General features: G+C 61.4%; 18 protein-coding genes and 1 pseudogene. 9 read left to right on the forward strand and 10 right to left on the reverse strand.

Annotated features, from left to right (window positions below):
• Window positions 1–8: 8 nt before the first annotated feature.
• Window positions 9–278, forward strand: a complete 270-nt coding sequence (locus AC0L24_RS30225) for a hypothetical protein (protein WP_245481799.1) — start codon at window positions 9–11, stop codon at window positions 276–278.
• On the opposite strand, the gene AC0L24_RS30230 is transcribed toward AC0L24_RS30225, so the two are convergent.
• From AC0L24_RS30230 to AC0L24_RS30250, 5 genes are all read right to left on the reverse strand, one after another.
• Complete coding sequence (locus AC0L24_RS30230; RefSeq protein WP_164873705.1) at window positions 203–427, reverse strand: KTSC domain-containing protein; 225 nt, start codon at window positions 425–427, stop codon at window positions 203–205. The two genes, AC0L24_RS30225 and AC0L24_RS30230, sit on opposite strands and share 76 nt — an antisense overlap.
• A gap of 692 nt (window positions 428–1119) precedes the next feature.
• Window positions 1120–1308 (reverse strand): hypothetical protein, encoded by a 189-nt coding sequence (locus AC0L24_RS30235; protein WP_236383367.1) that lies wholly within the window; start codon window positions 1306–1308, stop codon window positions 1120–1122.
• Entirely contained in the window at window positions 1308–1448 is a 141-nt protein-coding gene (locus AC0L24_RS30240) for an entericidin A/B family lipoprotein (RefSeq protein ID WP_127395386.1), read from the reverse strand. The genes AC0L24_RS30235 and AC0L24_RS30240 overlap by 1 nt, the downstream gene beginning before the upstream one ends.
• Before the next feature lie 930 nt (window positions 1449–2378).
• Window positions 2379–2576, reverse strand: a complete 198-nt coding sequence (locus AC0L24_RS30245; protein WP_127266529.1) for a hypothetical protein — start codon at window positions 2574–2576, stop codon at window positions 2379–2381.
• Between the two features lie 230 nt (window positions 2577–2806).
• On the reverse strand, window positions 2807–3001 hold the full coding sequence (locus tag AC0L24_RS30250; protein ID WP_245481798.1) for a hypothetical protein: 195 nt from the start codon (window positions 2999–3001) through the stop codon (window positions 2807–2809).
• A gap of 936 nt (window positions 3002–3937) precedes the next feature.
• Between AC0L24_RS30250 and AC0L24_RS30255 the strand changes: the two genes are divergently transcribed.
• From AC0L24_RS30255 to AC0L24_RS30265, 3 genes are read left to right on the forward strand one after another with little or no spacing between them, the layout of a single operon-like run.
• Window positions 3938–4702: an ImuA family protein gene (locus AC0L24_RS30255; protein ID WP_127807866.1), complete on the forward strand. Its 765-nt coding sequence runs from the start codon at window positions 3938–3940 to the stop codon at window positions 4700–4702.
• On the forward strand, window positions 4614–6137 hold the full coding sequence (locus AC0L24_RS30260) for a Y-family DNA polymerase (RefSeq protein WP_127395389.1): 1524 nt from the start codon (window positions 4614–4616) through the stop codon (window positions 6135–6137). The genes AC0L24_RS30255 and AC0L24_RS30260 overlap by 89 nt, the downstream gene beginning before the upstream one ends.
• On the forward strand, window positions 6134–9400 hold the full coding sequence (locus tag AC0L24_RS30265) for an error-prone DNA polymerase (protein WP_473564688.1): 3267 nt from the start codon (window positions 6134–6136) through the stop codon (window positions 9398–9400). Before AC0L24_RS30260 ends, AC0L24_RS30265 begins: the two co-directional genes overlap by 4 nt.
• A gap of 62 nt (window positions 9401–9462) precedes the next feature.
• Here the strand turns inward: AC0L24_RS30265 and AC0L24_RS30270 are convergent.
• The 5 genes and pseudogenes from AC0L24_RS30270 to AC0L24_RS30290 all read right to left on the reverse strand — a co-directional run bounded on the left by AC0L24_RS30270 (window position 9463) and on the right by AC0L24_RS30290 (window position 12537).
• Window positions 9463–10338: pseudogene (locus AC0L24_RS30270) on the reverse strand (alpha/beta fold hydrolase).
• Window positions 10339–10486: 148 nt separating this feature from the next.
• Window positions 10487–11197 carry a hypothetical protein gene (locus AC0L24_RS30275; protein WP_189367265.1) on the reverse strand — a complete coding sequence of 237 codons (711 nt, stop codon included), beginning with the start codon at window positions 11195–11197 and terminating at the stop codon, window positions 10487–10489.
• 5 nt (window positions 11198–11202) lie between these two features.
• A complete protein-coding gene (locus tag AC0L24_RS30280) occupies window positions 11203–11796 on the reverse strand; it encodes an SOS response-associated peptidase (RefSeq protein ID WP_127395390.1) in 594 nt (197 codons plus the stop codon).
• Window positions 11797–11810: 14 nt separating this feature from the next.
• Entirely contained in the window at window positions 11811–12047 is a 237-nt protein-coding gene (locus tag AC0L24_RS30285) for a hypothetical protein (RefSeq protein WP_127395391.1), read from the reverse strand.
• Complete coding sequence (locus AC0L24_RS30290; protein WP_473564689.1) at window positions 11974–12537, reverse strand: 3-keto-5-aminohexanoate cleavage protein; 564 nt, start codon at window positions 12535–12537, stop codon at window positions 11974–11976. Before AC0L24_RS30290 ends, AC0L24_RS30285 begins: the two co-directional genes overlap by 74 nt.
• Between AC0L24_RS30290 and nanR the strand changes: the two genes are divergently transcribed.
• From nanR to AC0L24_RS30315, 5 genes are all read left to right on the forward strand, one after another.
• Window positions 12536–13243, forward strand: a complete 708-nt coding sequence (nanR, locus tag AC0L24_RS30295) for a transcriptional regulator NanR (protein ID WP_473564690.1) — start codon at window positions 12536–12538, stop codon at window positions 13241–13243. The genes AC0L24_RS30290 and nanR overlap by 2 nt on opposite strands.
• Window positions 13243–13548, forward strand: coding sequence for a putative quinol monooxygenase (locus AC0L24_RS30300; RefSeq protein ID WP_127807862.1), 306 nt, complete (start codon window positions 13243–13245; stop codon window positions 13546–13548). Before nanR ends, AC0L24_RS30300 begins: the two co-directional genes overlap by 1 nt.
• A gap of 49 nt (window positions 13549–13597) precedes the next feature.
• Window positions 13598–14374: an HpcH/HpaI aldolase family protein gene (locus AC0L24_RS30305; RefSeq protein ID WP_127807861.1), complete on the forward strand. Its 777-nt coding sequence runs from the start codon at window positions 13598–13600 to the stop codon at window positions 14372–14374.
• A gap of 13 nt (window positions 14375–14387) precedes the next feature.
• Window positions 14388–15440: an NAD(P)-dependent oxidoreductase gene (locus tag AC0L24_RS30310; protein WP_128362381.1), complete on the forward strand. Its 1053-nt coding sequence runs from the start codon at window positions 14388–14390 to the stop codon at window positions 15438–15440.
• A 119-nt stretch (window positions 15441–15559) separates the two neighbouring features.
• Entirely contained in the window at window positions 15560–17215 is a 1656-nt protein-coding gene (locus tag AC0L24_RS30315) for an extracellular solute-binding protein (protein ID WP_127807859.1), read from the forward strand.
• Window positions 17216–17288: the final 73 nt, after the last annotated feature.

Raw genomic sequence — 17288 nt, forward strand, 5'->3', positions numbered from 1 at the left:
GCGCTAAAATGGTTCCGGAACATTTTAGACGAATTGAATGTTTGACAGTTATGACGAAGCTATCCGACCTTGGACCGCCGATTCCCGGCAAGCAGCACGGCGGCGAGCCTGCCGACGAGCGCAACAATTTTATGACCTGTCCGGTGTGCGGCCAGCAGTTCGACATGCGCGACTTCCGCCAGGTCGCTTGGCACAATCTGCCTCAGCATGAGCCGCTGGAGCCGGAGCTTGCCACAGGCCGGAACGCGAAATGGTTGCGGATGCGATCGTTGAAATAGCGGCCCTTGGCAAAGGCAGTTTTAAAATCGGCGTAGGTATCAGGCGGCACGTCCAGAAAGTCGTACTGCCTGCCGCTCGCTACAAACCACACCGATAGAACCCTGGTGTCCGGATTGTATTCGAACCTGCGTATCGAGGTTGACGGCATGGTGCACCAGATGCTGCTAGTGAGCGACCCGCGAGATGGCCCGCCCACTGAGGAAGCGGGAGCGGGCCGAGCACGGCTGTACGTCCGTGGCCATTATCGCCTCCACGGAAGGGGCGGTGACAGAATTTCAACTCCCATTGGATTGCGGCGTTCCACACATAAACGAAAAGGCCCGCCACCTCTCGGCAGCGGGCAGTGTAGGTCGCTAGGAAACCCAGCGGTAACTAAAGTACACCCCGTCTCGCCAAAAGGGAAATGTTAGATATCTCTAATGTATGATTCGGACCCCGGGGGCTGACCGTGGCGTATCAAATCCGAGAATATCTTGCGGGCCAGGTGATAGCGGAATACCGGGCTGAGGCCCCGACATCCTATTGCGCCGCCGCACAGGCAACGAAAAGGCCACTGACGCTCCACCGATCCGGAAACTACTTTTTTGAGGTGACCGACGAGAGCAATGGCCGAGTGTTCGCCTACCGATACGCCGACTTGCTCTACTGAGTGGGTCTGAGTAGCGGCTGCTGCTCGCCTCCGGGTCAAAAACCCGCCGCCCCATTCATAGCAGCGGCGGGCCGTGCCTAGGGATAGTTGGACTAGACGGTGTGTTGATTCACCCCTGATGGATGGCTGAGGTGCAAAACCATGCAACCACAAACCCCGATACGCGACAGAAAGCCGTCGCAACGTCAACTTTACTCAAGCCGGAATTCAACCGCATGCTTGTCGGCCTCACTAATAAGGCCGCTGTCCATGGCGGCTTCGAACGCCTTGGTGAAATACTGATCATCGGAAGCCTCGTGATTCTGCTGCGCAAGATCGATCGGCAGAGCTCCGATCACGCGGCCCGTTGTCTTCTCGATGACCGTGACGGTCCTCTGCATCAGGGTTTATTGACCGTGTCGTCGACTGCGTTGGCCGTCGATTTGACGTCCCTGCCGACGCCTCGGACGGTGTTGGCGCAGGCCGCAAGGGCCAAGGCACAGGCAAGAATGACAATCGGTGTGATGCGTAGCAGTCTCATGGACGGGTTCTCCTATTTGTGGTTATCAAGTCCGCTTTGCCGTATCGCACCTGTAACCGCCATCACCTTGTTGTGGGCGGCCGCTTCATCTGCGGTGTCAAAGGGCGTTGCGATGGTCGTCCCATCCAGAGCCAGTATTCACAGCCAGGAACGGAAGGCCGATCAGCGGTGGTGCGTAGACAACGTACGCTGGGCGGGCATTCTTCATCGCCCATGTAGCACCCTTTGTCGGTCAGGACCTAATCCACGCCCTGAAGACCAAAAAGCCCGCCAGCCGGAGCCAGCGGGCTTCCAGTGGTCAAAGACCTGCTCAGGTCGCAGAAAGACCCGACTCGATGACTTGCGCCGTGATTGAGGAAAGAATTCCCCGCTTGGTCAGGACTGGCTTTTCATAGGCTTTTTTCATAGCTGTTCCTCCCTTTTCACACACCGAAACTGCTTTGGGGCAATTAACTTGTCAAGCTGATGCTAAAATGGCCGCCAGTGACGCACGCCACGCGTCGCGATCGTCGCAGAGAAGACGGAGAATGACCCGGTGCGAACCAGCGGGCGAAGAACTTCGGTCGCGTTGGACGGCAAACGGGCAATCCAGATTGACGGCTGTCCTGTCGAAATTGGTCGACCAAGACTTAGCCGGCCCTCCCAAATCCGGGGAACGATGTTAACGGGAGAGCGCTACATCGCCGGGCCCACCGACCGCCGGCATGCAGCGTGAGCAAGTCGTGATCGATCGCAGCGGCAGTCCGTCAACCCGGCGCCGCGAGTCGTGCGCGAGAGCACTGGCTTCCGAGCGTTTCCTCCAGCCGAGCCAGTCGGCGACTGACAACGGATTTGCGACGCCCAGCCGACCCGCCACACGATGCCTGGTCCCTGCGTGATCTCCCGAAGGTCCTGGCTTCGGCTTCTCTGATCTGGCACATCGTCGGACACTCAGCGCGTCTTGCCGGAGCGAAGATGCATCTCGATCTTGTTGATGGCCTTGGTGAGGATATCGACTGCCTGCAGATTGACTGCGAAGTCGAAGTTCCCTTGCGCCGTTTCGAATATCAGAACGCCGACCTTGGTCTCGTCGTCGCTCATCATGCCTGTTCCAATGCCGGTCGGCATATAGGGTGGTTTTTCTGACATTGTTCTCTCCTCGGGTGCGGTGTGGGCTGGTCAGGTTTTTAGCCATCCAGCGTGCGACCTGGAGTGGCCAAGCACGATCGATCGACGTTGGCCGTGTAACCCGTTCACCGCTAATCGAAATGCATCGACTGGCCGCGCATCATCGCCAGGGTCAGTGCGATCCGCAATTCTTCACCGTCTTCGCTGGCTGCAGGATCGAAAACGTGGGCATCGTAGGGGTCCTGGTCAATCTAGATCGTCCAGTCCTTGAGTGCCTTGCGAGCCATTTCTTCCACCTGGGCGAGGTTGCTGGTGAAGAAGGGGATACGGTCGCCATTTTCCGAAAGCGGCTCGACCTGATCCAGCGTCGGCCGCTCGGGCACCCAACCAAGAACGAAGGCAATATCGAAATCGATCTGGCGGTCCGGCCCGGTCGTGGTCTCCACCGGGTGACAACATCGGGATAGAGCTGTTTGCGCGCCGGCCACGTGTCCGGGAGCGCCTCGGCCTGCAATCTCGTTCGGGGCACGTCGATCAGCTCCATGATCTGATGGCCCGGAACTTTATCCTCCGGCCAGCCCGCACAACATGCAGTCGTCGCAGCCTCGTCGGCTTCCATCCAGACCGAAGCAGCCTGGTCCTCGTCCTCGGTTGGCTGGTCGTCTTCCGGGAAGCCCTTGATATCCCAGCCTTCCAACGCGAACAAACCTTCCGCGCCTTGCAAAGCCGTAATGCCGGCGCGCGAGAAGACTGCTTCGGCTGCCGCGATCCCGCGTGCCAGTTCCTCGGGCGTTGCACCTTCAATGTTCAAGCGAAGTTCCACGGTTCGCCTCCAGTATCAATCACCAACAGTGAACAAAATAAGAACAAAGGTGTCAATAGACTCCTGATGGTTTGGAAAAATGGTTTTTTTCCAATTGGATAGGGAGATCTGGCAATCGGTTGAGGCTTCGTGCTCAATCCCAACGCAACTGCATTCATGGCCGATGCTACACGCGGACCACCGCGGACGGGGACAGTCGGTCCCGCGTCCCGTCCTGCGGCCGGCGCTATGCTGACGCTCCTACGGCTGTCCTGTTAACCGCCCGCGGCGGGGGCGAATTTCCTCCGTCCCGCGCGCGACAATGTCCGCAATTGCGGACGCGCGCAGGACTGCGGTTTATACGCCGTTTTTCCTTGGGCGCCGCCAGCCGCCGGCGCGAACATCCCAACAGGACAGGTGGCTTCGACGCCTCGTCCTGCTGGCAAACGGTTCTGTCGATGCCACCGGGCGGTCGCCACAAACATTTCTTCCGCAGCGCCACCTCGCCATCCCATTGACTCTTCATTAGGAAGGGAACAAATGAGGAACATTCCGCCACCATGTCGCGTTCAGGGGACAGATGAGTGCATCGACGCCAAACGCTGCTATTTCCGATCTGCGAGATCGCATTGCGCGTCTCGAAGGCGGTAACGCGCGCAAAAGAGCGGTGCTCCCATTCGGTATCTCCTCGATCGACAGTCATCTGCCAGGCGGGGGCGTGGCGCTTGGCGCACTTCATGAAGTTGCCGGCGGCGGCAATGGTGCAATCGATGGCGCTGCCGCGTCGCTTTTTGCTGCAGGCATTGCGGCCAGGACGCAAGGCAAGGTGCTGTGGTGCGTGACGCGCCAGGATCTGTTTGCACCGGCAATCGCACAGGTCGGACTGCATCCCGACCGGGTGATCTATGTCGAAGCCGGTGACGACAAATCCTTGCTCGCCTGCTTCGAGGAAGGCCTGCGGCATGTCGGACTTGGGGCTGTGGTCGCGGAAGTGGCGCGCCTGTCCATGACTGCCTCGCGCCGGTTGCAACTGGCATCGGAAGGCTCCGGCGCGATCGGCATCGCGATCCGCCGCTGGCGCCGCCAGACCGAAGCCGCCGATTTCGGGCAGCCGACGGCGTCCGTCACCCGCTGGCGGGTTTCCGTGCTGCCGTCGCGACCGCTGCCTGTGCCCGGCGTTGGCCGGGCGCGATGGCAACTTGAACTGATCCGGTCTCGTGGAGGGGAAACACTCGATATCGAAGTGGAGGCTTGTGATGCAAAGGGTCGTCTCGCTGTTCCTTCCAAGCTGGTCGACCGACCGGCTCAGAAGGAAATTGGGCGACGTCTCGCCGCCACCGGATAAGCCTTTGGTGCTGGTCGGGCGGCACGGTAATCGTCGCCTGGTGACTGCGGTGGATCGCGCGGCAACAGAAGCGGGCCTGCGCGTCGGAATGCCCGCGACGAAGGCACAGGCCCTCGTCCAGGGGCTGGCGGTCATGGATGCCGAACCTGAAGCAGACGCGCAGGCATTGGATCGGTTGGCCCTGTGGGCTTTGCGGCGGTACGCGCCGATTGTCGCAGCAGATCCTCCCGACGGATTGGTGATGGATACCACGGGCGCCGATCATCTTCATGGCGGTGAACGCTTGATGCTCGCAGATATGGTCGAACGTCTCGGCAAGGTCGGCTTCTCGGCGCGCGCAGCCATAGCGGATAGCTGGGGTGCTGCTCATGCCTTTGCGCGATATGTCAGGCAAGCCGTGAGCGTGGTCGCGGTCAACGCAACCTGCGATGCGATCCTTCCTCTGCCCATCGCAGCATTGCGTTTGCCCGATGAGATCGTCAGCGGTCTGCGGGTTTTGGGCTTCGACAGGGTGGGTGAGCTTCTGCAGCAGCCGCGCGCCCCACTGGCGCTGCGCTTCGGGCCGGAACTCGGCCGCCGGCTTGACCAGGCTGCTGGACGTCTCGCCGAGCCGATAGAGCCAGTGCGGCCGGTCGATGTGGTCGAGGTAAGGCGCGCCTTTGGCGAGCCCATCAGTGCGGCCGAGACAATCGCGCGCTATGTCGGCAAGCTTGTTCAGGCGCTGTGTGTCGGGCTGGAGACCAAAGGGTTCGGCGCCCGGCGGCTTGACCTGCTGCTCTACCGCGTCGACAACCGCGTCGAAGCCATTCGCGTCGGCACGGCCTTGCCTGTCCGTGATGTGAAGCGGCTGACGCGGCTGCTCTGCGACAAGATCGAGACGGTCGATCCGGGCTTCGGCATCGAGCTGATGCGGTTGTCCGCGCCCTTGGCAGAATCACTCGCTCCCAGGCAGACCGTTTCGTCGCTGATCGAGCAACGGGATGCAGACATCTCGGATTTGATCGACACACTCGGCAACCGTGTCGGTGAGGAAAAGCTCTATCGGTTTACCCCGGTTGCCAGCGATGTGCCCGAGCGATCTTTCCGGCGTGTAGCCGCTGCATCGGCTGAGACCGGCGACGCATGGCCAGACCATTGGCCGCGTCCGGCTCGCTTGTTTACCGTGCCGGAGCCGATCGAGGCCATTGCGCTGCTACCGGACCATCCGCCGGCGAGCTTCACCTGGAAAGGCATCCGTCGACGGATCAAGCGCGCCGATGGACCTGAGCGGGTTTTCGGCGAATGGTGGAAGCGCGACGCCGAGCTAACTGCCGTGCGCGACTATTTCCAGGTCGAGGACGAAGCCGGCGAGCGGTTCTGGATTTATCGCGCAGGCGATGGCGAGGATGCCGCGACCGGCTCGCATCGCTGGTTCCTGCACGGCATCTTCGGATGAACGCGTGCTATGTCGAGCTGCAATGCACCTCGCATTTTTCCTTTCTGCGGGGCGCGAGTTCCTGTGAGGAACTGTTCGCGCAAGCAGCCAGCATGGGAATGCCCGCCCTTGCCATCTGTGATCGCAACAGTCTGGCCGGCATTGTCCGCGCCCACGAGGCTGCAAAGGCAACCGGCGTCAGGCTGATCGTCGGCTGCCGGCTGGATCTGGTGGAAGAGATTTCCATCCTGGTCTACCCGACCGATCGCCCGGCCTACTCGCGGCTGTGCCGCTTGCTGTCGCTGGGCAAGAAGCGTGGCGGCAAGGCAAAATGCGTGCTTCATTGGGCTGACGTTGTCGCCTATGGCGAGGGCCTCCTTGCAGTGCTCGTGCCCGACCAGGCAGATGACACATGCTCACTCTGGCGGCGCCGGCTGCGCGACGCATTTGGCGATCGCGCCTATATGGCGCTGACGTTGCGGCGCCGTCCCAACGAGGCGCTGCGGCTGCACGATCTGGCCAATCTTGCCGGACAGGCCAACGTGCCAACGGTTGTCACCAATGATGTCCTGTTCCACGAACCGTCACGGCGCATCCTGCAGGACGTCGTCACCTGCATCCGGCACAATGTGACGATCGATGATGCCGGGTTTCGGCGCGAGCGGCACGCCGACCGCTACCTGAAGCGGCCCGATGAAATGGCACGGCTGTTCAGCCGCTATCCCGAAGCGCTAGCGCGGACGATCGAGATCGCCGAGCGCTGCCGGTTCTCATTGGACGAGCTTGCCTATCAATATCCCGAGGAGCGGATGCTGCCGGGTCTGACACCGCAGCAAGCTCTGGAGAAACTCACCTGGGAGGGCGCGACGGAGCGCTTTCCCGAGGGCGTGCCGGACAAGGTCGTTGGCACGCTCAGGCACGAGTTGCAGCTCATTGAGAAGCTGCAATACGCGCCTTTTTTTCTGACGGTCAACTCGATCGTTCGCTTTGCCCGCAGCCAGGGCATTCTCTGCCAGGGCAGGGGATCAGCAGCCAACAGCGCCGTCTGCTATGTGCTCGGCATCACCTCGATCGATCCCGACCGCAATGACCTGCTGTTCGAACGCTTCGTCTCGGAGGAGCGGCGTGAGCCGCCTGACATCGATGTCGACTTCGAGCATGAGCGTCGGGAAATCGTCATGCAATGGGTGTTCGAAACCTATGGCCGCGAACACGCCGCGCTCTGCTCGACGGTCATCCGCTATCGCTCGAAGGGCGCCTTGCGCGATGTCGGCAAGGCGCTTGGACTGCCCGAAGACCTCATCAAGATGCTGTCCTCGCAAGTGTGGGGCTGGTCGGACGAAGGCGTCCAGCCGAAACATGCCGAGGAGCTGAACCTCAATCTCGGCGACCGTCGCCTGCGTCTGGCGCTGGACTTGGCCAGGCAGTTGATCGGCGCGCCGCGGCATTTGTCGCAACATCCGGGCGGCTTCGTCCTGACCCGCGACAGGCTCGACGATCTGGTGCCGATCGAGCCAGCCGCGATGAAGGATCGTCAGGTTATCGAATGGGACAAGGACGACATCGACGCGTTGAAGTTCATGAAGGTGGACGTGCTGGCGCTCGGCATGCTGTCCTGCATGAAGCGCGGTTTCGATCTGCTGGCCGAGCACAAGGGCATCACTCTCGATCTCGCGACGATCCCTGCCGAGGATCCACGCACCTATGCGATGATCCGCAAGGCCGACACGCTCGGCACCTTCCAGATCGAATCCCGCGCCCAGATGTCGATGCTGCCGCGCATCAAACCGCGTACTTTCTACGATCTTGTCATCGAGGTTGCGATTGTTCGGCCAGGTCCGATCCAGGGCGACATGGTCCACCCCTATCTGCGCCGGCGCGAAGGCAAGGAAGACGTCGTCTATCCCAAGCCTGAGCTCGAAAAGGTGCTTGGAAAGACGCTGGGCGTGCCGCTGTTCCAGGAGCAGGCGATGCGGGTGGCGATTGAATGCGCCGGCTTCACGCCAGGCGAAGCGGATCAACTGCGCCGCGCCATGGCGACATTCAAGCACACCGGTGGCGTTTCCAGCTTCGGCGCCAAGCTTATCGGCGGCATGGTGAAGAACGGCTACGAGCGCGAGTTCGCCGAAAAGACCTTCAAGCAGCTCGAAGGCTTTGGCAGCTATGGCTTTCCCGAAAGCCATGCCGCCAGCTTCGCCCTGATCGCCTACGCCTCGTCCTGGATGAAATGCCATCACCCCGATGTCTTCTGCGCCGCTCTTCTCAATGCTCAGCCGATGGGCTTCTACGCGCCGGCGCAGATCGTTCGCGATGCACGTGACCATGGTGTCGAGGTGCGCCCTGTCTGCATCAACGCGTCGCGTTGGGATTGCACGCTCGAGCCCACCGCCGATGACGGTCGGTTCGCTGTCCGGCTTGGTCTGCGCATGGTCCGGGGTCTTGCCAACGCCGATGCTGCGACCATCGTCATCGCACGCGCAGACCAGCCCTTTGCGTCGGTGGATGACCTCTGGCACCGTGCCGGTGTTCCTGCTGCCTCTCTGGTTGAACTCGCCCAGGCTGACGCTTTCCAACCATCCCTATTGCTGGCGAGGCGTGAGGCCCTGTGGGCGATCAAGGCACTGCGCGACGAACCGCTGCCACTGTTTGCCGCGGCCTCCGGCCGCGAGCAGCGGACGGTATCGGAGATCCAGGAGCCCCTTGTCGCGCTGCGTGCGATGACCGCCGGCGGCGAAGTGGTCGAGGACTATGGACATGTTGGACTGACCCTGCGCGACCATCCTGTTTCCTTCCTGCGCGCCGACCTGGGGCGCAAGCGCATCGTCTCGTGTCGTGAGGCCATGCAGGCGCGCGACGGACACTGGCTGGAGGCGGCTGGCCTCGTGCTGGTCCGCCAACGACCTGGCTCGGCCAAGGGCGTCATGTTCATCACGATCGAGGATGAGACCGGCATCGCCAATCTGGTGGTGTGGGTCAAGGTCTTCGAAAAATATCGCCGGGTCGTGCTCGGCGCCGGCATGATTGGCGTTTATGGTCGCATCCAAAGGGAAGGCGAGGTGGTCCATCTCGTCGCTCATCGGCTGAGCGATCTCTCAGGCGAGCTGGCCTGCGTCGGCGATCGGCAGTCTGCCTTTCCCCTGCCGCATGGGCGCGGCGACGAATTCCATCATGGCAGCCCGACGCCCGATCCGCGCGGCATGCCGAAGGGGCCGAGGCCCCGGAACATTATCGACCCCCATCTGCACATCGACCAGATCAAGGTGAAGACACGGGATTTCAAATAGCGCGGTGCAAGAACGGGTCTGCCGAACAATGGCCGGGTTCGTCGACACGCATGAGCGATCGCTCAATCGGTGCTTCTGTCATTTTTCAGAAAGGCCTTGAACGCTGCTGCGAGAGCGGCGGGATTTTCTTCGGCGACATGGTGCCCGCTCTTGATTCCGTAGCCCCCCACGTCGTCGGCCCAGTGCTTCCAGATGGCAACCGGATCGCCATAAATCTGTTCCAAATCATCGTCGATTGACCACAGACAAAGCATCGGACAATCGCACCTTCCTGCGGGCCTCTCGATCTTCGCGGTCGTGGCGATGGTCGATCCTTATGCCAGCGCGGTAGTCTTCGACCATGCCATGGACGATGGCGGGATCGTGGATGAATGAAACCAATTCGCCATAGGCATCGTGTCCCATCTCATCTGGCCGCAAGTCAATATACCATGCCATCGGGTCTGCCAGGATGGCCCGTTCCGGCTTCTCGGGTTGAGCAAAGAAGAACCAGTGGTACCAATCGCGGGCAAAGTTCCAGTCGGTCCGTTCCAGATGCTCGATAACTGGCAACCCATCCACGGCAATCAGCTTTCGCACCAGGTCGGGATGGTCCATCGCCATTCTGAAAGCGACCAGACTTCCACGATCATGCCCGGCGACGAAGAAAGCGTGGTGGCCCAACCTTTCCATCACCTCCACCAGCGCCGAAGCCTTTGCCCGCTTGGACGAGAACCTGCTCTCGGGGTCATCGGCCGGTACGTAGGAGCGACCGAAGCCCGGAACGTCGGGGCACACGATACTGAAATCTGCTGACAGCAAGTCCGCGACCTGGCCCCAAGTCATATGCGCGCGAGGATGGCCATGGATCAGAAGCAGAGGCGGCCCAGATCCGCCATGCCGAAGCCTTATCGGCCCGCCCTCGGTTTCCACCATTTCAAGCGGAAGTTTTCGAACATCGGCCATCCTCAGGAAACGGGCTGTTGTCGGCTTTAAGAACTCCTTGAGCATGGAATGGTTCGGGGCAAATCGCGACTGCAAATCGTTTCTCCCGGTTAGCTTTCCCTCAGGGTCCATTCTGGACGCGCGAATGGCTACAAGGCGGATCTAACGGAGCAGGCCCTCGTCGTCGAACGCGTCCCAGCCCTTCAACTTAGGCCGGGGATCGTCATCTCTGGGGTTATTCCCGGAACCGCGAACCTTCTCGCTACCCTTTCCCGCCCGCGTCAGGGCAGCCTTGCCGGCGCCACGTCGCCTGTTCTCCGTAACTTGCTGCGCGTCTTCTTCGCGCCAAAGGCTTGGCAGATCACGATCAAGGATGTCCTCGATGTGCTTGGGATCGAACACGTGGAAGGTGACGGCCTTGGATCGACCGCGCATCTTCACGGTGCGGGTGCCAATGCTTTGCAGCCGTCCGTCTTTCAGCCACTTGTGACGCTCACGCGAAGAAATTGTGAGGATGTCCTCGGCCTCGCGCGGCAGGACCGGGAGTACTTCGATGGTTTCCAGGATCTTGGCGATCTTGTTCGAGGCGGCCTCGAACTCTTCGGCATCGTCTTCGCGCATCCGCAAGGCTATGCGACCAGTCTCGGCTTTGACGTACTTCCTCACCGCCCATGGCAGGCGGGCACGTATTTCACGCTCGATACCTTTCGTGCGCACCGACGAGCCAAGCGTCGCTGATGGCGGAAGTGGCCACTCGGCAATCAGTGACAACGAGGTGCTGACGCTTTGGCGAGAGCCGCGATCCCGAGGGGCCGCAATTGCCGCAGCGATGCCGCCAAGAATCTTCCGTGTTTGCGCAAAACGCACCGGCATCTGAGCTAGTCGCTTCCTTGTCGCACGGTTTCTACCGCCAGCGACCCGGCCGGCAGGGCCTTCAACAGCTCCACCTCGGGTTTCGTGAGGTAGATCCATGCCGCCCAATCGTCCGGGCGCAGAACCACAATCTGGCGATTGTGGATGGGCGCCACGTCCGGGCCGGGTTCCGTCGTCAGCATAGCGAACGTCGGGGGCTTGTTGCCTTCGCCATCGCGCCACAGGCCGGCGATCGCCATGAACGAGGCGCCGTTGAGCGTGAAGCGATGCTTAGCCTTTGGAGACTTCTTTCCGGTGAATTCGAAGAAAGCCGACGCCGGAATAAGGCAGCGCTTGCTGTTGGAGAAGCTCCGTCCTTCCGAGCGGAAGTTGAAGATCGGCCCGCCTTTGGGCCCGGAGGGCGGAAAGGCAAAGGTCATGCGCGTGAGTTCGATCGTGTCGCCGACGGCGCGCATGATCGGGGCGGGATCACTGATGCGGATGTCATCCGCCTGCGGCAAATCCAGTTCCGTTTGCTGGGTGGGAATGTCGAGCGCCAGCAATTGCATCATCCTGCAATATTCGGCCCAGGCGATATGCTGCTCATAGTCGTTGCACACGGCTGCCCACGCTTTCAGTCAGTTGATGACTTATAACAAATAACGCGGCTTGGCTGCGGCGCCACCATCGCGAGATTTTCCGCTATGCCCGAAATCTCGCGATCTGCTTGAGCATCGCGCGGTTTGTCGGTGATGACATCGCCGTGGCTCACAATGATGCGCTCAAGGTCAGGCTCATCAGAGCATCTGCGGAAAGCCGCGCCCAGCGCCTGGCCGTCCTTGACAAAGAACCACTTGGCAACACGCGGCATGCTGGGCCGGTCGACGCCAAAGCCAAGCACACGCGCTATAATGTGGGCGCCAATTTGCGACGGTCTTCACCCTACGGGCTTCCGTCCCTAACGTGAGATCGGCCGCCAATTGGCCCTTGCCGATCCACAGCCAGTCCTCCAGTCCAACGCGTACATTGCCGCCCGGTGCGATCGCCTGGGGTGGCGATCGCAGCGGCTGCGACCGGCGCCCAGCACCGACCAATGGCGATCCTGTTCGAACCGGCGGGTCGGCGGTGCGCTTCATATGCGCCACGTCCTCGGGATGAGTGCCGATGCCACTGTGTGCCGAACACGCTCTGTACGAAGAACGGTGCGTTGACCAGGCCCGCTCGACGGATGGCGAGTGTAGAAATTGCCGATGTGGTAGCACTCGATTTCGAAACGCGTGCCGTTCTCCGCGCAGAAGCCTCGTTGACAGAGGCGCTCTGGGGCCATAGCGTATCTGACTGGTATAACAGGTATGCCACATGATCGGAGTTCTGATCAAACAGCGGAAGCTCTCGGACGATGTTGCCGCGCATCTAGAGAGGCTGATCCGCAAGGGAGAGCTGGCCGAAGCCGACCGGCTCCCATCCGAACGGGAACTGATGCGGCAGTTCGGGGTTGGGCGCCCTTCAATCCGCGAGGCCCTGCTGCATCTGAGCAAGATGGGCCTTGTCGAGGTGAAATCCGGCGAGCGCGCCCGCGTCACTCGGCCAACTCCCCAATTCGTGATCGACGCCCTCTCGGGGCCGGCGCGGCACATGATTTCGGCGCCGGGCGGGATTCATGACTTCCAGAGCGCGCGTTTGTTTTTCGAAGTCGGGCTTGCCCGCAACGCCGCCATCAATGCCACGCCAGAGGATATCGAAAGCCTTGAGGAGGCGCTCGAAATCAACCGGCAGTCGATCGGGGACCTGACGCGCTTCGAGCGCACCGACGTCGACTTCCACTACGTGCTGGCGGTGATCACCCGCAATCGAATCTTCACAGCTATCCACGCGGCGTTGGCCGAATGGCTGCTCGAACAGCGGCGCACGACTTTGGCCAAAGGTGAAGACCGCAAGGCCTATGAGGCTCATCGCGAAATCTTTGACGCCGTCGCAGCGCGCGATCCAGACGCCTCCGAAGCGGCTATGCGCAGGCATCTGGAATATGTGTCCAGGCGCTATCTGGAAATTGCGGGTGCCAAGTGATGAGGGGCTTCGTGGTCTGGGTCGATTTCCGCCTCAAGCCGGGTGCCCGGGGCAGATTCCGCGAGCTTGTCGACGCCAATGCGACCGCGTCGATGCGCAGCGAAACCGGTTGCCGTCGCTTTGATGTGACGCAGGCGCGCGACGAGCCTGACCGGGTCCTGCTCTACGAGATTTACGACAGCGAAGCGGCATTCGAGCACCACTGCCGTACGGTTCATTTCGACGAATTCAATTCGCAGAGCGCGCCGCTCGTCGACACCAAGCTGGTGACCATCTGCGACCTTGTTCTCGAAGCTTCGTCTTGAAGAACGCGTAAGGGCAATGCGCCCCTTGTGGGCGAAGGGGAGGGAAGTCATGTCGGAACCAAGTCTCAAGGCGTTAGCCTCTCACAGGCGGGTCAAGCTCGGTACGCTTGTCGCCGAATTCGCCACTCCGGGAATTGGTCACATCCTGAAGTCCGCTGGTTGCGATTTCGTCTTTTTCGACATGGAGCATTCGGGATTCAGCTTGGAAACGCTGAAGAGCGCGATCCGCTATTTCGAGGCAGCCGATCTGCCGGTTATGGTGCGCGTGCCGTCGCAGGACTACCATTTCCTTGCCCGCGCGATGGACATGGGTGCTGAAGGGCTGATCGCACCGATGGTGAGTTCGGTCGAACAGGCGCAACACATCATCAAATCCATGAAATACCATCCTGCCGGCGCCCGCGGCGTGGCGCTGCAGATCGCTCACGACCGCTACCGTCCGGGTTCGGTCGCTAACAAATTCGAGGCCGCCAACAAGCGCTCGACGTTCATCTGCCTGATCGAGACCGCGGACGGCGTCAAGAACATCGACGGCATCGCGGGACTGGACGGGGTCGATTGTCTGTGGGTCGGACATTTCGATCTGTCCGTCTCGCTCGGCATTCCGGGCGACTTCGCCCACCCCACTTTCACCGCTGCAATGGCCAAAATCGTTGCAGCCGCCAAGAAGCACAACAAATCGCTTGGACGCCTGGTGCCCAACGTCGCGCAGGGACACGACTTCTACGCACAAGGTTTCGATTTCATTTGTTATTCGGGCGACGTTTGGGTCTTGCACGACGCGATGGCTGACGCGGTTTCCAAAATCCGGGCCGGGTGCCAATAGAGCGGAGGAGACGATGGACAGCGTGAAATTCAGGGTGGCGCTTTCGGGTGATTTCCGTAAGCCGGACGGCTCGCCGATCTATCCAGATTTCGATCTGGAGCCGCTGCGCAATGCGGCGGGCGTCGAGATGGTGTTCCTGGAATCGAACAGTCCGCTTCGCGCCGACCAACTTGAGGATTTCGATGCGCTGATCCTTCTCGCCCATCGCTTCGATTCCACGAGTGTCCCCAGGAGCGGCCGCCTGGCCGTCGTTGCCCGCTTCGGGGTCGGCTACGACACTGTCGATGTTGAGGCCTGCACCGCCGCCGGCATTGCCTTGGTCATCACGCCCGATGGCGTGCGACGGCCCGTCGCCGTATCCGTCATCACCTTCATGCTGGCACTGACCGGCAAACTGCTGACAAAGGACGCGCTCACCCGCAAGGGACCTCATGGCTTCCAGGAGCGCTCGGAACATATGGGCGTCGGGCTCGTCGGGCGTACGCTTGGGTCGCTGGGCATCGGCAACATCGGCGCCGAGGTCTTCCGCTTGGCGAGGCCCTTTGACATGCAATTCATTGCCCATGACCCGTTCGCTGACAAGAGGGTTGCTGCCGACCTGGGCGTCGAACTGGTCGGGCTGGAGGACCTGTTTCGCCGCGCCGACGTGCTGTCGGTGAGTTGCCCGCTGTCGCCGCAGACCCACCACATCGTCAATGCTGAGCGGATCGCCCTGATGAAGCCGACAGCTTACCTGATCAACACCGCGCGCGGCCCGATCGTCGACCAGAAAGCGCTGACACAAGCGCTGCAGGCGCGCCGCATCGCGGGGGCCGGTCTCGACGTGCTCGAGCAGGAGCCTCCCGATGCAGACGATGCGATCCTCAAACTCGACAATGTCATCCTGGCGCCGCACGCGCTTTGCTGGACCGACCAGTGCTTTGCCGGCAACGGTGCCGCCGACGTCAAGGCGGTGATCGAGGTGCAACACGGTCGCGAGCCGCGCGGCGTGGTCAATCGCGAGGTGCTTTCGAGCGAGCTGTGGAAGACCAGGCTGTCGGGGCTCGCGGCCCGCTTCGGAACCTAGGAGGACGCTGATTTTTTGGTGCGCCGCCGCGGCCCCCTTGCGGCGAGTTTACGGGAGGAATGCTCGACCGCCGCGCCCGCGGACGAGTGAGGCAAATGGAAACGGGAGGACCAAGCACTATGAACGATCGTGACAAACGTGACTTTCAGGCAGGTCTCGAAGCAGAGGTCGACGCCTTCATGCGCGGCGAAACTACCCGCCGAACTTTCATAACCCGCTTCGGTCAGATGACCGGCATGTTGGCTGCGTCTGGCCCGATGCTGGGGATGATGACCGATTGGGCGGTGGCGCAGCAGACGCTGGAACTGGCGGACGCCACCTCGCCGCTCGGCCAAGCGCAGGCTGCAGCCCTGAAAGCATCGAAGGAAGGCCCGGCGGACGGTTCCGCCTTTCGCGCGGTGGAGGCCGCCAAGGCGCATTCGGGCGTCACCCTCAACATGACCTACGAGGCTGGCCTGCAGGCACTCGATCCGCGCAATTTCAGTGGGCCGATGTGGGAGCAGCTTACGGGGATGAAGTCGAATGTCGTCGAACTGTCGAACCCGGACCAGTACTCCAAGGCGGTCGCCGAGCACATCGCCGGCTCAGGTGCCTATGACGTCCTCGACGTCTCGCCGGCCTGGACACCATCGCTTGCCGATGGCGGCGTCATCGCACCTCTCGACGACTACATCGCCAAATACATGAACCCGGCAGACCTCGAGGACTATCACCCTCTGTACAAGGCGCTGCCAACCTATAAGGGCAAGATCTGGGGGTTCTTCGACGACGGCGACATGTTCGCTCTCTATTACCGCAAGGACATTTTCGAGGATCCGAAGATGATGGAGGCCTACCAAGCAAAGTTCAACGCCAAGCTTGGACCGCCGAAGACCTGGGAGGAATATGCCCAGATCGCCCAGTTCATCACCGACCAGATGGCGCCAAAGGTCTATGGCGCGGGACACTTCCGCAAGGCGGGCAGCCCCGGCAACCAGTTCGACTTCCTGCAGCAGTACCGCGCCAATGGCGGCAAACTGTTCGGCGACGACATGAAGGCGGGCCTAGTTTCGGACGCCGGCGTCAAGACGCTGACCAACATGCTCGCGGCGAACAAGGCCTCGATCCCCGGCAACAACGAGCTCGACGCCGTCTCCCTGTGGGCAGCCTTCCTGACCGGCAAAGTCGCGATGATCTATTCCTGGCCTCCCAGCGGCCGCATGGCGGCGAATTACTCGCAGTCCGCCACGGCGATCAACTTCATCCCCCAGTCCCAGATCGCTGGCAAGGTCGGCTATGCCGTCGTTCCGGGCAATCCGGAACATGCCACCGGCTACAACAAGGCGCTGTCGGCGGACTCGCCCAACCCCGAGGCGGCGTATCTGTTCATGCAATGGATATGCTCGCCACCGGTCTCGCTGGCGCGTTGCATGCTGCCCTATGCGCTACGAGACCCGTACCGCATCTCGCACTTCAAGTCCGAACTCTACGGCGCGCTCTTCCCAAGTGCCAAGGAGTACCTTGCCAATCTCAACAACTCGGCAAATGTTGGTCTGCTCGACCCGATCATGCCAGGCGCGCAGGACTACTTCTTGAGCATCGACCGTATGTGCACGGCGGTGTGGGCTGGTGCGGATCCGAAGGCGTCGCTGGAAACGGCGGCGGCCGAGTGGAACGAGACGACCGACCGACTGGGTGTAGATTCGCAGAAAGGTTTCTACACCGAGTTCCTGAAACTGCCTGGCGCCACCGCCGACAACACGGTGGAAAAACTTGGCATGGCGGTCACCCTCTGAGGGGAGGCAGAGCCTGGAGCAATTGGTGTTGCGGGCGCTTGGCTCGCAACACCTCGCCGAACCGCTAAGCAGC

This window comes from Mesorhizobium sp. WSM4809, assembly GCF_055811655.1.